This is a genomic window from Lachnoclostridium phytofermentans ISDg, assembly GCF_000018685.1.
Classification (GTDB): Bacteria; Bacillota; Clostridia; order Lachnospirales; family Lachnospiraceae; genus Lachnoclostridium; species Lachnoclostridium phytofermentans.
On the sequence record NC_010001.1, the window covers coordinates 3,247,484 to 3,265,532 of the forward strand.

Below are 18,049 nucleotides of genomic sequence, written 5' to 3' on the forward strand. Positions count from 1 at the left end.
ACAATTGTTCTTCATCAAGCCATGTATTGCAATAGCTTCCATTCATAGCTAGTTGCTTAAATTGCACTCAAATAATTCAAGACAACCGAGCTACCCGTTTAAGAAAACGATAATTTCTTTCACGCGATTAAATCTTCATAATGTTATATTTTGTAACATTATGTCGAATTATACATATAATATAAGTAACACGAGAAAGAAAGGGGGGATTTATATATATGTATAATCCAGATAACAACTTTGATTGCAAGGAAGAGAGAAAATTTAAACCTAAAGAAGATTTTTGTGTTCAGGTAAATATCTTTTGTGATGAAGATAAAAAGGAACCTAGACGCAGAGAAGATGATTTTAAAAAAGAACGTAAGGAAGAAGAATTTTGTGTTCAAGTAAATATCTTCTGTGATAATTGCAAGAAGGAGTATTTTGCTAATCGTTAGACAAGGATAAATTATCCAAATTCTGAGACCCAAATAAAAAGAACCTTCTAGTCTAAAAACAAATAGCCTGGCACATCATTGTGACAGGCTATTTGCTACTAAAACGGAGAGGGTGAGCTTCGGTTCTCAGTTTATAACAATTCTTTTCTTAGTTCTTCTGGGCTCTTTGCACTAAGGTAAGTTGGTGCAATATCAAACACTGTTTTACATCCCTTATGTCCCTCTTTATTTAAACGATATGCAGCTCTAGCATAAGCAACTAATACACAAGAGGTAAACTCTGGATTGGAATCTAATTTTAGCGAATATTCTATAATGTGAGAATGTTCTTCCTCCCAACCAGTCTTTCCACTACGAATAACAAAACCACCATGAGGAATTCCACTATGATTTTTCTTTAATTCTTCTTCGCTGATAAAATGAACGGTTGTATCATAATCAGCAAAATAGTTTGGCATTGATTTAATATCCTGCTCAATTTTTGCCAAATCAGCTCCTTCTTCAGCAACTACAAAACACTCTCTCGTATGTTTTTCTCTGGCAGTCAACTTAGGATTTTCACCATTTCTAACTGATTCTAATGCAGCTTCTACAGGTATAGTATATTGCTTTCCATCTTTCACACCTGCAACACGACGAATTGCATCAGAGTGTCCTTGGCTAACTCCCTTACCCCAAAATGTATAATCAGAACCTACTGGTAATATTGCATTCGCATACAAACGATTTAAAGAGAACATACCTGGATCCCAGCCAACAGAGATGATTGCTACATTCCCATTTTCTGTTGAAGTCTTATTTACCTCATCAAAATGTGCCGGAATATTTGCATGGTTATCAAAGCTATCTACAACATTAAAATATTTCGCATATTCTGGTGTCTGTTTTGGTAAATCAGTTGCACTACCTCCACATAGGATAACAACATCCAAGCTATCCTTCATCCCTACTACCTCATCTACATGATAAACCTTAGCAGTCTCCGTTAGTATGTTTACTTCTTGTGGAGGACGTCGAGTAAATACTGCAACTAACTCCATATCGTTATTTTGCTTGATTGCACATTCTACACCTCGACCTAAATTTCCATATCCGATAATACCTACTCTAATTGACATATCTTTCTCTCCTTTCGTATCCATCTATTTACAAAAGCATGCAAGTAACCTAATTAGTTTTACATGTCTATGAACATAATTGAAAATTCCACGTAAAATTGTAACAGATTCCTTATTATCCTGCAAATAAAATTTCTTAAACCTTCTTACTTTTACAAATTTTGTTGTTATATTTTTCTATATTACTAATATAGGGAACATAAATTATCCCTTAATATCATACCCAAACAATAGATTAGTTTCTCAATTAAAATACATTTACTATTTGGTTTACCCTTTACTGAATTGTACCATCGATAACCAAGAAGTAAAAATTATGCATAAAACATCTCAAATTAAGAGTTATGTATTTAGATTCACAAATTAAGAATTATGTTTATAGACTCTCAATTAAGAATTATGTTTATAGACTCTCAATTAAGAATTATGTATTTCGACTCTCAATTTAAGAATTAAACCTTAAAAATACTAAGTTTTTAATAAAAGTTGTGAAATTATTAGGTAGGATAACCTCTTTTTTTATGCTATAGTAAAGACCGTACCAAAGATGTTAGTTTCTCTTTGCATTTTTGAGAGATATAAACTCTTATGCAAATAATCCAAATCACACATAACATCTAAAGATAATTGGTAACTATACCACGAAGGAAATTCTTATGATTAAACAGACAATACGGAATAATCAAACAACCTATTATATATCAAATGACGATATCTCAATCTGGATAAATCCATCCGATGGAATGAACCTATATGAAATCCTATATCAAAGGAAACCCCTTATAAAATTTTATGAAGACCGTTTAGTAGAGGATAAAACCTGTAGTGTAATGACTTTATTTCCAACCCCGAATCGTATCCGCGATGGTGTTTTTGACTTTGAAGGTACAAAGTATCATGGGAAAAATCATGGATTCGTTAAACATGCAAACTTTCAAGTTACCAATTTATTAGAATCAGAGCAGGGTGGAACCATTGAAGCTACACTCACAATATTACCGGAAGATAACAATATTTATTATCAAGCCTTTCCTTTTACATGCACGTTAACATTGCGAATTACTTTAGCTGGAACCACAATTACTTACGACTATAGCGTACGTAATCTTGATAGTAAAATACTACCTTATGGTATAGCAATTCATCCATTTTTCGAGAAACAAGGCGAAGATGTTAGCATACAGGTATTTGCTGATTCTTATATGGAGAACGATTCGTACCGTTTACCAACCGGAAGAATTATGAAAGCGATTGGAGAATTTGATTTAAATAAACAGACTCAAGTGAATTCATTGCTTCTGGATCATGTATACACCAATATAAGGAAGCAACCATGCGCATTGATTCACTACTCAGATAAAACTGTTAGCTTACAAACGAGTGAAGAATTTAAAAAACTTGTTGTTTATACACCAGAAAATAGCCCGTTCTTTTGCTTAGAGAATCAAACTTGTTCTACAGATGCTATTAATCTGTATCACAAGGGTTTTGTAGAAGAATCCAGTCTTATTTGTTTAAAGCCACAGGAGCAAAAAGAAGGAAGAATTCAGATAGACATCTTGCCAAAGGATTTCTAGAGTACATACTCCTTACGAATCAAATAATAGGCCTTAATCCCTTTCTAACCTTTAACTAGATGGGGCTGTCACAACAAGCATTGTGGCAGCCCCATGATTATGAAGAAATCTTTACATAAATCTCTATATTTTTTTACTCTGTCATTCCCTTGAGAGCCTTATACAGTAGTTGATACAGCTCTTTCGCTTCTTTCGGTTCTAGTTTTACACACTGTCCAATTTGCTCTGGAATACTAGCTGCTTGCTTCTTCAATTCTTCACCTTGTGAACTTAGCGAAACAAGTAAGGTCCGTTCATCCTCTTTGGACCTTGCCCTAGAAATATATCCTTTTGACTCTAATTTCTTCAAGACTGGAGTCAAGGTACCAGAATCAAGATACAAATATTCACCAAGTTCTTTCACATTCAGCTCTTTTTTCTCCCACATGACCATCATCGTGATATACTGAGTATAGGTAAGATCTATGTTATCTAAAAATGGTTTATACAATCTTATAATCTCTTTTGAACAGGCATAAAGCGGAAAGCACAATTGATTCTCTAATCTTAATGCATCGTATTCCTCTAACATGGTTTAACTCCTTTATAATTTATCATGTACAATCTAATGTACCACTTTTTTTATACTTGTTCAATCTTAAACGCCATGAATACCACGATTGGATGGAAATATAAATGAGCTTAGTTCTAATTATCACACTTGAAAGCATACCCGCTCAGTAGTCTATGCTCTTGGAAATTTTCTACTTTTAGAGTAACTCTCTCATTTTATCCTCTACTACATCCATGTGTTCCATTGGTTCAAAACGTTCTACTACATTTCCGTCTCGATCTACTAAGAATTTAGTAAAGTTCCACTTTATATCAGGTTCATTCGCGTAATTTGGATTTGTTTTTCTAATCACTCCATTTAGAACTGAAGTCATTTCTTCCTCTGGGTCAAATCCTTGGAAACCTTTTTCTTTTACTAAATATTGATACAACGGAATCGCATTTTCTCCATTCACATCTATTTTAGAGAATTGAGGGAAGGTGATGCCAAATCTAGCATCGCAGAAGCTTACAATTTCTTCATCACTACCTGGAGCTTGATTACCAAATTGATTACATGGGAAGTCTAGAATAACGAAGCCTTCCTTCGCATATTTCTCATACATATCTTGTAATTTATCATACTGCGGTGTAAATCCGCATTGTGTAGCACTATTAACAATAAGGAGTACCTTGCCCTTAAATTCTCCTAACGATATTTTATTTCCTTCTACTGTACGAACTTCAAAATCATAAATACTCATAATTTACTCCTATCTATCGATCCTTATCGATTATCACGTGTTGATATCCTTATCGTGCTTTTCTTACATCTGTAAAAAACACACATTACGTTACTTCTATCTTATAATAATGCCTTTATTTTAGCTTCCATTTTCTCTGGTGTAGTTTTGGGTGCAAATCGTTCTACTACATTCCCGTTCCTGTCTACTAAAAATTTAGTAAAGTTCCATTTAATTTTTTCTCCTAATAATCCACTTTGTTGTGATTTTAAATAGGTAAACAAAGGTTCTTCCTTAATCCCATTGACATCAATTTTTGCAAACTGACGAAATGTAGTATTATATTTTAATTCACAGAAGCTTGCTATTTCTTCATTGCTACCCGGAGCTTGATTCCCAAACTGGTTGCACGGAAAGTCTAGTATTTCAAATCCCAATTGTTGATATTTTTCATAAAGTGTTTGAAGGCTTTTATATTGAGGAGTAAATCCGCATTGTGTAGCAGTATTCACTATTAATAACACCTTACCGCGATATTCTTCTAATGAAACTAGATTGCCTTTTCCATCTTTTACATTGTATTGATATATACTCATCAATTCCCTCCAATCACATTGCTTTGATTTATTTTTTAATATAGATTGCCTTATTCTGAAATGAATTAATTTGAAATGAATTAATTTGAACTAATTGGATTTCAATATTATATTTGATTGCTTTAAATTAAATTGTTTGCAACCTATATTTAGATTGTATCCAATTTAATTTAATTTGTCAATACTCTATACAAAAAATTTTTCCACAGTTAAAAAGCCATGGAAATACACCTTCCATGGCTTAATTTCAATTTTAATTCAAATAATTTTATGCTAAGTCTTCTATTTTAGACAGAACCAGTTCTTTTGTTTCTTCTATCTCTAATCCAAGAGAAACAGCTAGTTCACCATACAAACTATCTTCTGCCATATGGTAGTACTTTTCATCTCTTGCAGGCACCTTTTTCCCATCCGCTAATTTAGCTTTCCTGCTGAAATAAAGTGATTTCACAATCTTAAGCAATTGTTTGCAATCACATTGCCTGATTGCTTCCTTGTATTCCATTTCTCTGATCTTTTCATCAATATCCCATGAACAATCAATATTGTGAATGTTATTTAGTATAGATACTGCTTCGTCTTTCGTTAATATTGAACGCATCTTCACCTTCAAATTATCCGTTGGTGTAAATATCGTACTTCTATCAGAATAATAAGGACGAAGAGTATAGTATAATCTATCTTTGGGTACAACTTTTGTTTCTATTTCACCTATATTTTCAACAACACATACACCGTTCATACCATAAATAATGTAATCACCTACTTGAAACATGTATAATTCTCCTTTCATTACTTTACTGATGGTTAAACCTTATAATTGTTATACGACTCTTCCCTTATTACTATCTTATCAGATATTTTCAATTTATGTAAGTTGTTTTTATTATATAATTAATTTTTATTTATCTTATTTCAATATTTAAATCAATATATTGTGCAAAGTGTCTTAAAAATTACGGAGCCCCTTACATTAATTAATAATGCCAGTATATAATTAAACATAGGAGACACCGTCATAAAAAGCATATCTATTAAGACAGAAAACTTAAATGCTAAGAGTATATAATGGCTTCGCAACATAAAAATCCCAGCTCCTCAATCACAAGGGGCTGGGATTTCTAATTTTATTACTATGCTACCTAATAGTCGTATGAATAAAATATAGATGATTTTGAAGATGATTTTAAAAATATTATTAAGAAATATTATATAACTACATCTTGTAAAGCCGTCATAAACAATGATTTAGGCGCACACATGGGGTTATTATACAACTAATGAAAGGTAATTCAATTGAATTATACATTTTCTTTCTTGATTAAACTAATCAAATCTTCTACTACATATCCCCCTAAGTCACCTTCTTCACGGTTCCATACCGATACTTGCTTATTCTCCATTTCCATTTGTCCAATAATTAGTACATACGGTATCTTATCAAGCCTTGCCTCCCTAACTTTATATCCTAGCTTTTCGCTGCGACTGTCAAGACTAACTCGAATTCCTTGTTGCTTTAATTCCATAAGAATATCTTGGGCATAGTCATTAAACTGCTCCGATACTGTTAGTATCTTAACCTGTACTGGTGCTAACCAAGTTGGAAATCTACCCGCGTAATGTTCAATTAAAATTCCAAAAAATCGCTCGATGGAACCAAAAATCACACGATGTATCATAATAGGTCGATGTGCTTCCCCGTCTGCACCAATATATTCTATCCCAAATCGAAGTGGCAACTGGAAATCTAATTGAATACTTCCGCATTGCCATGTTCTTCCGATGGAGTCCTTCAGATGAAAATCAATTTTAGGTCCATAAAATGCTCCATCACCCTCATTAATCAAATAAGGAAGTTCCATCTCTTCCAAAGCCATCTTTAAAGCGTCTGTAGCAATCTCCCAGTCTTCTAAGGAACCAATACTGTTTTCCGGACGTGTTGATAGCTCGACATGATAGGTAAACCCAAATTTTTTGTAGACTTCGTCTATGAGGCGGACAACACCTTTAATCTCATCTTTTATTTGTTCTTCTGTCATAAAGAGATGAGCATCGTCTTGTGTAAAACAACGTACTCTCATGAGCCCATGAAGTTGCCCCGACTTCTCATGGCGATGCACCAATCCTAATTCACCGAAACGTAGTGGAAGCTCCTTGTAGGAACGCGGTTTACTTCCATATACAAGCATTCCTCCAGGACAATTCATTGGCTTGATTGCATAAATTTCATCATCAATTTTAGTTTGATACATGTTTTCTTTATAGTGATCCCAATGTCCCGAAGTTTCCCATAAGTTACGATTGAGCATCATGGGTGTTGATATTTCTACATAGCCTTCTCGTTCATGTAGCTTTCTCCAATAGTCCAGTAAGAGATTCTTTATCACCATACCTTTCGGTAAGAAAAATGGGAAACCAGGCCCTTCCTCCATAAATGTAAATAACTCTAGCTCCTTACCAAGTTTTCGATGGTCCCTAAGTTTTGCTTCTTCCTGCTGCTTGAGATATACTTCAAGATCGTGCTTTTTAGGAAAAGAAATCCCATAAATTCTTGTAAGCATTTTATTATCTTCTTTACCTCTCCAATACGCACCAGCAACCTGAATTAGCTTTAATGCCTTAATATAACTGACATTACTAAGGTGAGGCCCTGAACATAGATCAACAAATTCACCTTGCTCAAAAAAGCTGATTTTTGCATCAATCGGTAACTCATTCAGTATCTCTAATTTATATGGTTCTCCTTTCTTCTTTAGATAATGGATTGCTTCTTCACGATTCAATATAAATTGTTGAAGGACAAGTGATTCTTCGATAATCGCCTTCATCATATCCTCAACTTTTTGAAGGTGTTCTGCTGTGAAATTAAAGTCAAACTCAAAATCATAGTAAAATCCTTGTTCAACCGACGGGCCTATAGCACATTTCGTTGTTGGATATAACCGTTTCACTGCTTGTGCTAATACATGTGCACTCGTATGCCAGAATGCCTCCCTTCCTTCCAATTCCTCAAATTTTCGTTCCACAATGGAACCATCCTTTCGTATTACTTTCATTTTCAATGCTCTCCTTTCAAAATTTGAATAAAAAGCATAAGAAAAGCACCCAAAAGAGCATGGTAATATACCACTCTTAAGGGTGCAAATAATCCTATTGCACGGTTCCACCTTAACTTTTCACTTCAGATTCTATCAAATCCTATCCTTTAACGCAGGCATACGGTAGCGCATACTATGTTTCAGCGCTACAGCTCTGGAATGGTTTTCGTCTATCTTCCTTCATGAAAAACTTCCACCTAATGTTTTTCTCTCTGTATGTTTCCGATAAACTACTCTTTCCGTCATTGCTTTTCTTATGCTATTGAAGATATTATAATGATACTGTTTCGAAATGTCAAGATACCTTATACGTTTGATATCTTTTCTTATATGTTTGATATCTTTTCTTGTATTGTTCCATCCATTGATTGGCTTCCTCAGTTTTATTCATAACCTTAGCTACTGAATATACGTCCTCTTTCCAGTCCGTTTGAGCAAGCTGTAACATAACAGTCGGTGCTACCTCTGACAACTGATCGTACATCTTTTCTTGTACCGCTGAAATAATAATTAAGTCAGGCTCTAACGCAATAATAGACTCAATATCCATCGTATCCTGCATACTATATCCAAGTATTTTTGCTCCCTTTAATACATCTTCTAAATAAGTTGGAAACTTAGTATAGTCATAAGCATCTGAATTGGCTGTACCAATTACAGAATACGAAAGAATGGATAAGATATCACTATTACCGCTTACATCTACTATGCTTTGAGGATTTGCTGGAATCTTTACTTCCCCTTTTGCATCTGTTATTGTAATAGTCTCTTTTGACTGATTATCATCTTGGTTATTATTTGGATTTTCGGTATTATTCTGATTTTGCTCTTGGTTTTGTTCCTGATTCTGATTGTTATTGGAACTATTGTTATCTCCCTCGTTTTTTTTGCCACAGCCAGTGAATACCATTGCTGCTACAAGAGCAAGTACTGCTGTCTTTTTTATCAATCCTAGCTTTTTCATTGTATGTTATCTCCTTCTACTCTTAAGTTCGTTAGTTTTAACTAGCCATTAGCGTAATTGTATATGAGATTCATTCTCATTTCAACACCTGCAACTATAATAACGATTTTTGCACCTATTTTCAGTGCTTTAAAAAAATCTATGGAAAGACACCCTTACAATTTAGACGGCACAGTTAAAAGTCATTAAAAATAATCTAAAGAAGGTATAAAACTGCTTTTTAATTAAGTAGATAGATTGTTTGCTCCCTATAATTGTCTATAATTCTTTGTATAAAAAATCTATTGACTATATCCTTTAAATAAAGTAAAATACATATGACTATTCTAGTATAAATAGTCATATGTGAATATAGGAGGTTTTTCATGCCGAAAGGATTCGCTGAGGAAGAGAAAAAAGTAATTACAGAAAAACTGATGAACGAATGTAAATCGAGTTGGCAGAAATATGGCTACAAGAAAACTAGTATCGATACTCTTTGTAATGATGTTGGTATTTCTAAAGGGTCCTTTTACAATTTTTTTGATACAAAAGAGGCACTCTTTTATCAAGTTATCAAAGACACGCAAAAACAACTTTATGACATTGTGGAAGAACGAATATCACAAAATCAGAGCAAATACGGTATTGCAGAAGCATTAAAAGAAATCTATCTGGAATACAGCAAAAGTAGTTTCATGTATGACACGAAGAATCCCGATTTTTTAAGTTTCTTTCATAAGCTAAGTGAACAACAACGCCAAGAATTAAACGAAAAAAGTTATATTAGCACAAAATATATGCTTCACAAGCCATTCCTCTCCTTAAAAATTGATGAAGATTTAGCTATTTCTCTTTTAATGGCAATGCTATCTAGTATTTCTCAAAAAGATAATATGCTTTGTGACGCAACAAAAGTTTTTGATTTTATGATTGATCGTTTAATTGATGATATATTTGATTAGGAGGTACAAACCATGGAAAGATTAGATGTAAGGAATCACACAAAAAAACATATGGAAATTGCAAAAAAAGCTGCTAGCGGATTATACCCCAACAAAAGGGTTGCAAGGATTGGTTCCATCATTGGTATGGGGTTAGGTGTTATCTTAATCATTGTTGGAATTTTGGGTATAATACAAAGTGCTGTTTTTGGTTTGGGTAGTTTAATCGCTGGGGCAGCTACATGTATATCAAACGGTTTTAATTTAAAGCGAATCAAAGGTAAAAACTAATCTAATTATAGAGGCAGTTGGTAACCTAGGAAATTGATTGTGATATTATCGCAATATTGTAAACGACGGGCATAAAACTATTTTTATATTACAGTTTTATGCCCGTCTACTATCATTTCTATTAGATTAAAATTCTATTATATTAAACTTCTATTAGACTAAATATCTATTAGGTTAAACTTCTAAATATTGTTAGCTATACTCTTTTACCTAATCTTCTTAAATTAGGTTGTTATAGTCCTATATCTAATTCCATCTAGATGAATTACTTCAGCTCTCCGCCTTCCACTACAAGGTTTTCTGGATCTATATTATCACCATACACAGGCTTTAAAGTTACTTCAAAGTCCTTGTGGAAGAATTGTTCCTCAGCTAATGCCTTAATCTCATTGTTAATCCAGTCTAATAATTCCTTATTCCCTTTTTGTACAGCAGGGGCAATGGCGTCAATACTACCAATGGACTCAATACCTACGGAAAAACCTTTATTTTGTAATGCCCATGCAAGCACTTCTGTGTTATCTGTTGAGAACGCATCTCCTCTTCCATCTAATAACGCATCATATGCCTCTTGGTATTCATCAAACTTTAAAAGCTTAATATCGGAATGATTCTCCATGAAATAGGTTTCTGCTGTTGTCCCCTTTACTACAATTAAAGTCTTATCCTTTAACTGATCTACATCCGTAATTAATGCATTATCCGGTGAAACTACACCAAGCGCTACCTTCATATATGGAAGTGCAAAGTCAACCTGCTCACTACGGTCCTTAGTTACAGTAAAATTAGCAAGAGTAACATCTACTTTCGCGGATTTTAAATATTCCACACGGTTTGCTGCTTCCATATAAACAAATTCAATCTTATCTTCACTTCCTAATAAATCCTTAGCAATACGTTTTGCAAAATAAACATCATACCCCTGAATATCACCATTGGAATCCACATAACCAAAAGGGTTTTTGTCACTGAATACACCAATTTTAATCTTTCCGTCTTTTTTAATGTCTTCTAATGTTCTTGCTTTTGCTGTAGCACCAGTATTGGTCTCTTTTGTCTGTCCACATCCTGTTAAGATTCCTGCTACCATCGTCAGTGATAAAATTACTCCTAAAATCTTCTTTTTCATAAACTCCTCTTTTCTGGTGCTTTTTTGCACCTTTTTATATTGATAGCAACTTTGTGTCTTGCACTAATTGCTAGTTGAACAAATTTTTATACTTGTTTAAACCACTTCATAATGAAATGTATTTAAAAACTGTTTCGCACGTTCTGTTTTTGGACAAGTGAAAAACTCCGCCGGTGCGCTTTCTTCTACGATAATACCCTCATCCATAAACAAAACTCTATCTGCCACTGCTTTGGCGAATTCCATCTCATGAGTTACGATCACCATGGTATTTCCCTCTTTGGCAAGTTCCAGTACTACCTGTAATACTTCTCTTACCATCTCTGGGTCCAGTGCAGCTGTGATTTCATCTAATAGTAATATCTCCGGATGCATCATTAAAGCTCGAACAATTGCGACCCTCTGCTTTTGCCCACCGGATAATTGTCTCGGATAGGCTTCTTTTTTCTCCAAAAGACCTACTCGCTCAAGTAATGCTTCCGCTTCAAGCTCCACCTCTTTCTTCGATCGTTTTTGTACCTTTAATGGTGCTAAAAGTATATTCCCTATAATATTCTTATGTGGAAATAGATCGTAGCTTTGAAATACCATTCCGATTTTTTGTCTAATCTCATGAACGTCTTTTTCATCTCTACTAATTACCTGTTCCTTGAAATGAAGAGTTCCAGAATTAATTGGCTCTAACATATTTAAGCATCTTAAAAATGTACTTTTGCCACAGCCAGAAGGGCCAACAATCACAACCACTTCTCCTTTATTCAGAGTAAAGGAGAGATCCTTTAAGACTGGCTCTTTCTTATCATAAGATTTTACTAAATGTTCTACCTTTAAAATCTCTTCTTGTTTTATCATATCCTCAATCCTTTAACCTTTTCTCTAATTTAGCGGAAAACCTGGAAAATGGATAACAGATGGCGAAATACATCAGAAAGATCATGCCATATACCCAAAGGGCTGCTGTAGGTATCGTAAATCTGGATGCATCAATTATCTGTTTTCCAACCTTCACTACTTCAACAACTCCAATAAGAACAACCAGCGATGTTGTTTTAATCATTCTTGTTAACAAGTTCATCAAGGATGGCAAAAGTCTTCTTATTGTCTGCGGTATAATTAAATACCAATATACCTGTATTTTGGTCATTCCAAGTCCGAAACCACTTTCATATTGGTGCACTGGAATAGATATAAGAGCGCTCCTTACCAAATCCCCCATTTCAGCAGTACCCCAAAATGTAAATACAATCACCGCTGCAGCTCCACTAGAAAGATTCATATGAAGGTGCTTCGCTGCTCCAAAGTAAACAAGAAATAGTAACACCAATTGGGGCATAATCCGAACAATTTCCAGATAGATTCTAGAGAAGAACCGAATAACCCTATTTTTACTTGTCATTATCACACCAAATGGAATTCCAAGTGCAACAGATAATCCCATAGAAATAACCGAAATACGAAGCGATACCAAAAGTCCTTCTAGCAATCTTAAAAAGTTAGTTCCCTGAAATAGGACTTGTATTCCCGAATCCTGCATAACGGACCCTCCTTTCTATCCAGGTACAGATTAACGATATTGGCAATAAGATAATCAGATAAGCCGTTACCAATAAAAAGAGTGCTTCGTCCGTTTTATAGTAAATTCCAATCAAATCTTTTGCTACAAACATTAAGTCTGCTAAAGCTACTGCACTGAATACTGATGTTTCCTTTATCATAAATATGATATTGGCACAGAAGACTGGAACAGAAGTTGCGATGGCTTGTGGAAGTACAATATGAAAGTAAACTTGCCTCTTTGTAAAGCCTAGACTTAAACCAGATTCCGTTTGAATCGGTGCAACATTTTCTATACCTGTTCGAAATGCTTCTGCCATATAACTTCCCCCCTGAAATGCAAGACCGATAATTGCACAACTTTCTGAGCTAAGCACAATACCGACTTTAGGAAGTCCGAAATATAAAAAAAATAGTTGAATCAACAATGGTGTATTTCTAGATATCTCAATATAAATGTTCACTAGTGACTTAAGTATTGGTATTCTCAACGTCTTTATGAGACTACAGATTAGACCAATCAAAATCGCTAACACTATTCCAATTAGTGATATTTTCATAGTCATTTTCGCTGCTTCTACATACAACGGTATATGACTCTTCATAAATTCAAAATCCATGGCTCCTATCCCCTTCTAGCTTTTGATACATGACATCCGCTAAAATCGATGTCCTTTCTTCCTTATATGATTTGAGTACCCTATGTGCTTACTCTTGCATCATATCTTCCACGTCTAATTATCATACAAAGCATTTCATAGTTCCATGTATCAGTTCCTATGTATTCGTATCTCCAAAGCATAATTCTTGTTTCATTATATCCTCCAATCTGGCGCTTTAGCACCTTTCTATATGAATTGTATCTCAATATACAACACAATTTAATGTTATTACTACTTAATACTTTCTCTTTTCCTATCGTCTATGAAAACACTGCATTTTGTAGTCCCCTCATATCTTAGTAATAATTTTCCCCTCTCATATCTTGGAAAATATCTTACATGAAAGTGATATTTACTCATAAAAAAAGAAACAGGTACACTCTTTACCTGCTTCTTTCCTCATGATGATATCTTACTTAAGAATTGAAAATCAGATATAGTTGTGTGCACACAAATATGCTGTAGATTTACTCATACAGCAACAGCAACACATCATATTCTGATTTGTATTATTTATGTGGCTCACTTCCATATCTGTTCTCCTTTCTTCTTAATTCATAGTATTCATAGTTATTTAATATGTTTACTATAATATTAAATAATTTATTTGTCAATACCTAATTTATATTAAAATAAACCACTACCTAAATTATATAAAAATAAATCAATAAATGATATAAAATTGAATCAATAAATTTCAAATTAATCTCTAAATTACATCAAATCAAGTCTGTCCTCTTTCATGTGTTTTAGGGGGTGCTTGTAAAAAATAAACATACAGTGTATAATCAAATCAGAATGGTAATCGGATATAAAATCTGATGCCCTCAGTAATTGATTCCTTTATATAGCATCCAAACTTTAGGTAGTCGGGATGCTGTTTCTTATTCTACCGATATTCTATGTTTATCAATGCATCATATAACTAGCTCAACTTTTCCTACCAACAAGTCTGTCTGTACTGTTAAAAAGGCGTACTTTACAACAACAATAAAAGAATTGTGACATGCCACATCACTTTAAGTGGGCTAAGTTACGTACATTCATCTCCTAGCCCACCTAAGAGGTTGGGAATATTTTAAGTAAACAATTTAGATAAAATGAAATCATACAGAGCCATTGAGCAGAAGGAAAGGAATAGATATAAATATGATTGAATTTAAAAACATTAGTAAAACCTACCGCGTTGCAAAACGGCAGGCCGGATTTGGTAATGCCATGAAAGCATTGTTTTCACGTGAACATGAGCTTGTTCATGCTTTAAACGACGTTAGCTTTACTGTAGGGGACGGAGAAATAGTAGGATATATTGGCCCTAATGGTGCAGGAAAAAGCACTACCATCAAAATAATGTGTGGTATTCTTACTCCGGATAGCGGAGAATGTGTGATAAATGGAAGAATCCCCTGGAAAGATCGAATCTCTTATGTCCGTGAAATCGGCGTTGTATTTGGGCAGCGTAGTCAACTCTGGTGGGATGTACCAATTATCGATAGTTTTGAACTTTTAAAAAATATGTATAAAATTGATCAAAAGATTTACATGAGTAATTTAGATGAGCTTACCCAATTGCTTGATTTAGGAGAAATATTAAAAACACCTACACGAAATCTGAGTCTCGGCCAACGTATGCGCTGTGAAATAGCAGCGTCATTATTACATAATCCCAAAACGCTATTCCTAGATGAGCCGACGATTGGTCTTGATGCAGTTTCCAAAATTGCAGTGAGGCAATTTATTAAGAAATTGAATACGGAACGTGGTACGACTATTATACTGACAACCCACGATATGCAGGATATAGAAGCACTGACTGAGCGAATATTGTTGATTGGTAAAGGTAAGATTTTGCTTGATGGTAGTTTAGAAGAGTTGAAGAAGCACACGTCGCAAAAAAAGACATTGGTTGTAAAATATAAACAGAATAAGCCGGAGCTTTACACAGGGATGGAACTTATTGAGTCAAAGCAGGAACATCTTGTTATTGCCCTGGATCCTTCGATTCTGTCAGTTTCAGATGCAATTGCATATCTTGCAAAACAAACAGAGCTACTCGATGTCTCAGTTTCTGGAATCACTGCCGAGGAAATGGTTGCTGAGCTCTATAAGGAGTTTATCATATGAGAATTTACCTATCTATATTTCGTATACGTATTATCAACAGTTTGCAGTACCGGACTGTCGCATTTGGAGAAATCATCACAAGGTTTTTTTGGGGACTCATGGAAATATTGGCTTTTTCGGCTCTCTATCGTTCTGGTCAATCTAACTTTTCGATGGATTTTTCACAGACCGTTTCCTATATATGGATGCAACAGGTACTGTTTGTTCTATTTTTGGTAGTGTTTGGTGATGGTGAAATTTATTCAACAATCAGATCAGGTTCTATTGCCTATGAACTTGTTCGACCAATGAGTCTATACAATCGTTGGTTTTGTCAGTCGGCCTCTAATCGTATAGCTCCTACTATATTAAATTGTATGCCTGTTCTATTATTAGCGTCTATTATGCCAAAACCCTATAAAATATCTCTACCAGTCGGCTTAGGACAGTTTCTTCTGTTTTTACTGTCATCCGTGCTTGCTCTCGGTGTTGTGGTGGCATTTACCATGCTTATGTATATTACATTGTTTTATACATTATCCCATAGAGGAATAAAGATTATTGTTACTGCATTGACAACATTTTTATCCGGTGGTGTAATACCTTTGCCATTTTTCCCAGAACCGACCCTTACTATCGTTAAAATTCTTCCATTCGCAGCAATGCAAAATATGCCACTCCTTATCTTTAGCGGAAGTATTATGGGAATGGATGTTTTAAAAGGGATTGCTCTGCAAATCTTTTGGCTTGTAGCGTTGATATTTATTGGACAACTTGCCATGCGACATGCCCTTAAAAATGTGGTTGTGCAGGGAGGTTAAGTTAAAAGAAATTTACAGGATATGAAAAGGCATGATTATTAGTGTACACGTATATTTGTTCCTGCAGTCCAAAGTATATGCAGGCTTAAGAGAGGCATGGTAGTTAATATGAAACTATACTGGGATTTTATAGCTATGAATTTAAAAAGTCAGATGCAGTATAAACTATCTTTCTTTTTAACAACAGTTGGGCAGTTTATTACGGCATTTACATCCTTTTTTGGTCTTTATTTTATATTCTCGAAAGTTAATGCTATCGATGATTTTACTAACGGCCAGGTATTTATGTGTTTCGCGGTTGTAATGATGGCTTTTTCAATAGGGGAGATGATTGGCGGTGGATTTACTGTTTTCACAATGATGATGGGGAATGGTGAATTTGACCGCATACTAGTCAGACCGAGAAATACTATCTTGCAAATCCTAATGCCTCACATGGATTTCTCAAGGTTGGGACTGTTGGTACAAGCTATCATCGTGTTATGTTATGCCATACCCATCAGCGGAATCACGTGGACATGGCAAAAAGCGTTGACACTATGCCTGATGATCCTTTGTGGAAGTGCTTTGTTCTTTGGCTTATTTTTATTGAAGGCTGCCTGCTCTTTTTTTACTGTAGAGAGCCCGGAGTTTATGAATATTCTTACTTATGGTGCACGTCAGTTTGGGCGATATCCATTTTCAGTTTACGGAGATGGGGTTTTAAAGTTTCTAACTTATGTTATTCCACTTGCCTTGTTTCAGTATTACCCGCTTTTGTATTTACTTGATAGAAAACAAAATCCAATTATAATTATTCTGCCCGTTATATCCCTGCTGTTTTTAATTCCTTGCTACGCAGTTTTTAGATTCGGAATGAGCAGATATAAATCAACAGGTTCATAATTTGTTGTAGAGTTCCACTTATGTATTAATCTGCAAAGGCGCGCTTTAGCCTCCGGTGGGAGGGCGGAATCACCCCCGGAGGTAAGGTTGACTAGTTGGCACTTAAGTTTGCATAATAAACAGCTTGCCAATAAGTTCCTCCGCAATTACAACCACACGCACTTGCACTAGTCAAAGCACACATATACGCTTCAACAGAGTTTTCAAGCATACTATAATTTTTATTGAGTTTTTTCATATCAATACCCCCTCTCGTATGTAATTAATACTTTTCTATGTAAACACACAAAACATAATAAATGCGGAGTCCGCCCGAATTATCACCTCATTTGATGCTTATGTGAAACATAGCACTCTATATTCTATTTTCAGATAAAACACCGATTTTTTTAGCTATTAAACTCGGTGTGAATATTGCAAGATCAGGTACCAATTTATTCAAATCAATGCCAAATTCTTTTTCAATGTCAAGAAACAAAGCCGCCATGTCGTGCGGTGGCAAAGAAATGGGCTTTGCCAAAAGATCAATGTCCGGTTCTATTTTTCTACAATTTGTATATATGCAAATTATTTGTTCCAGCCTTTCCGATATCAGATCTTTTTTCATAACATTCTCC

Annotated in this window: 20 protein-coding genes and 1 other annotated feature; of the genes, 7 read left to right on the plus strand and 13 right to left on the minus strand. The window is 34.6% G+C overall.

Translation table 11 applies throughout. The features are described from left to right. Nucleotides 1-218 precede the first annotated feature (218 nt). Nucleotides 219-437: a hypothetical protein gene (locus CPHY_RS13720; RefSeq protein WP_041703693.1), complete on the plus strand. Its 219-nt coding sequence runs from the start codon at nt 219-221 to the stop codon at nt 435-437. Nucleotides 438-568: 131 nt separating this feature from the next. Here CPHY_RS13720 and CPHY_RS13725 read toward each other — a convergent pair whose 3' ends face one another. Beyond that, on the minus strand, nt 569-1,555 hold the full coding sequence (locus tag CPHY_RS13725) for a diaminopimelate dehydrogenase (RefSeq protein WP_012200672.1): 987 nt from the start codon (nt 1,553-1,555) through the stop codon (nt 569-571). A 656-nt stretch (nt 1,556-2,211) separates the two neighbouring features. On the opposite strand from CPHY_RS13725, the gene CPHY_RS13730 reads away from it, so the two are divergent. Then, on the plus strand, nt 2,212-3,132 hold the full coding sequence (locus tag CPHY_RS13730; protein WP_012200673.1) for an aldose 1-epimerase: 921 nt from the start codon (nt 2,212-2,214) through the stop codon (nt 3,130-3,132). 133 nt (nt 3,133-3,265) lie between these two features. On the opposite strand, the gene CPHY_RS13735 is transcribed toward CPHY_RS13730, so the two are convergent. The 6 genes from CPHY_RS13735 to CPHY_RS13760 all read right to left on the minus strand — a co-directional run bounded on the left by CPHY_RS13735 (nt 3,266) and on the right by CPHY_RS13760 (nt 9,064). Continuing rightward, nucleotides 3,266-3,703: a MarR family winged helix-turn-helix transcriptional regulator gene (locus CPHY_RS13735; RefSeq protein ID WP_012200674.1), complete on the minus strand. Its 438-nt coding sequence runs from the start codon at nt 3,701-3,703 to the stop codon at nt 3,266-3,268. 178 nt (nt 3,704-3,881) lie between these two features. Next, complete coding sequence (locus CPHY_RS13740; protein WP_012200675.1) at nt 3,882-4,427, minus strand: glutathione peroxidase; 546 nt, start codon at nt 4,425-4,427, stop codon at nt 3,882-3,884. Between the two features lie 101 nt (nt 4,428-4,528). After that, a complete protein-coding gene (locus CPHY_RS13745) occupies nt 4,529-5,002 on the minus strand; it encodes a glutathione peroxidase (RefSeq protein ID WP_012200676.1) in 474 nt (157 codons plus the stop codon). A 268-nt stretch (nt 5,003-5,270) separates the two neighbouring features. Beyond that, nucleotides 5,271-5,777, minus strand: a complete 507-nt coding sequence (locus CPHY_RS13750) for a CarD family transcriptional regulator (RefSeq protein WP_012200677.1) — start codon at nt 5,775-5,777, stop codon at nt 5,271-5,273. A gap of 526 nt (nt 5,778-6,303) precedes the next feature. Next, the gene (thrS, locus tag CPHY_RS13755; RefSeq protein ID WP_012200678.1) at nt 6,304-8,058 is read right to left on the minus strand and encodes a threonine--tRNA ligase; all 1,755 of its coding nucleotides are present in this window, start codon (nt 8,056-8,058) and stop codon (nt 6,304-6,306) included. A 75-nt stretch (nt 8,059-8,133) separates the two neighbouring features. Next, nucleotides 8,134-8,355, minus strand: a binding site (T-box leader). A gap of 40 nt (nt 8,356-8,395) precedes the next feature. Then, entirely contained in the window at nt 8,396-9,064 is a 669-nt protein-coding gene (locus tag CPHY_RS13760) for an ABC transporter substrate-binding protein (RefSeq protein WP_012200679.1), read from the minus strand. 365 nt (nt 9,065-9,429) lie between these two features. Between CPHY_RS13760 and CPHY_RS13765 the strand changes: the two genes are divergently transcribed. Together CPHY_RS13765 and CPHY_RS13770 are read left to right on the plus strand one after the other, a co-directional pair. After that, nucleotides 9,430-10,008 carry a TetR/AcrR family transcriptional regulator gene (locus CPHY_RS13765; RefSeq protein ID WP_012200680.1) on the plus strand — a complete coding sequence of 193 codons (579 nt, stop codon included), beginning with the start codon at nt 9,430-9,432 and terminating at the stop codon, nt 10,006-10,008. A 12-nt stretch (nt 10,009-10,020) separates the two neighbouring features. Then, nucleotides 10,021-10,278: a hypothetical protein gene (locus tag CPHY_RS13770; protein WP_012200681.1), complete on the plus strand. Its 258-nt coding sequence runs from the start codon at nt 10,021-10,023 to the stop codon at nt 10,276-10,278. Nucleotides 10,279-10,543: 265 nt separating this feature from the next. Here the strand turns inward: CPHY_RS13770 and CPHY_RS13775 are convergent, their stop codons facing one another. The 4 genes from CPHY_RS13775 to CPHY_RS13790 all read right to left on the minus strand — a co-directional run bounded on the left by CPHY_RS13775 (nt 10,544) and on the right by CPHY_RS13790 (nt 13,581). Beyond that, on the minus strand, nt 10,544-11,407 hold the full coding sequence (locus CPHY_RS13775) for a cysteine ABC transporter substrate-binding protein (protein ID WP_012200682.1): 864 nt from the start codon (nt 11,405-11,407) through the stop codon (nt 10,544-10,546). 96 nt (nt 11,408-11,503) lie between these two features. Beyond that, nucleotides 11,504-12,259 carry an amino acid ABC transporter ATP-binding protein gene (locus tag CPHY_RS13780; RefSeq protein ID WP_012200683.1) on the minus strand — a complete coding sequence of 252 codons (756 nt, stop codon included), beginning with the start codon at nt 12,257-12,259 and terminating at the stop codon, nt 11,504-11,506. 4 nt (nt 12,260-12,263) lie between these two features. Next, a complete protein-coding gene (locus CPHY_RS13785) occupies nt 12,264-12,941 on the minus strand; it encodes an amino acid ABC transporter permease (RefSeq protein ID WP_012200684.1) in 678 nt (225 codons plus the stop codon). Then, nucleotides 12,901-13,581, minus strand: a complete 681-nt coding sequence (locus tag CPHY_RS13790; protein ID WP_012200685.1) for an amino acid ABC transporter permease — start codon at nt 13,579-13,581, stop codon at nt 12,901-12,903. Before CPHY_RS13790 ends, CPHY_RS13785 begins: the two co-directional genes overlap by 41 nt. Before the next feature lie 1,191 nt (nt 13,582-14,772). On the opposite strand from CPHY_RS13790, the gene CPHY_RS13795 reads away from it, so the two are divergent. From CPHY_RS13795 to CPHY_RS13805, 3 genes are all read left to right on the plus strand, one after another. Beyond that, entirely contained in the window at nt 14,773-15,747 is a 975-nt protein-coding gene (locus tag CPHY_RS13795; RefSeq protein WP_012200686.1) for an ABC transporter ATP-binding protein, read from the plus strand. After that, entirely contained in the window at nt 15,744-16,547 is an 804-nt protein-coding gene (locus CPHY_RS13800) for an ABC transporter permease (RefSeq protein ID WP_012200687.1), read from the plus strand. Before CPHY_RS13795 ends, CPHY_RS13800 begins: the two co-directional genes overlap by 4 nt. Nucleotides 16,548-16,643: 96 nt before the next feature. Continuing rightward, nucleotides 16,644-17,432, plus strand: a complete 789-nt coding sequence (locus CPHY_RS13805; protein WP_242657951.1) for an ABC transporter permease — start codon at nt 16,644-16,646, stop codon at nt 17,430-17,432. A 91-nt stretch (nt 17,433-17,523) separates the two neighbouring features. Here the strand turns inward: CPHY_RS13805 and CPHY_RS21305 are convergent, their stop codons facing one another. Then, nucleotides 17,524-17,670, minus strand: a complete 147-nt coding sequence (locus CPHY_RS21305; RefSeq protein WP_081428548.1) for a CLI_3235 family bacteriocin precursor — start codon at nt 17,668-17,670, stop codon at nt 17,524-17,526. Nucleotides 17,671-17,787: 117 nt separating this feature from the next. Beyond that, the gene (locus CPHY_RS13810) at nt 17,788-18,039 is read right to left on the minus strand and encodes a hypothetical protein (protein WP_041703695.1); all 252 of its coding nucleotides are present in this window, start codon (nt 18,037-18,039) and stop codon (nt 17,788-17,790) included. Between the last annotated feature and the right edge of the window lie 10 nt (nt 18,040-18,049).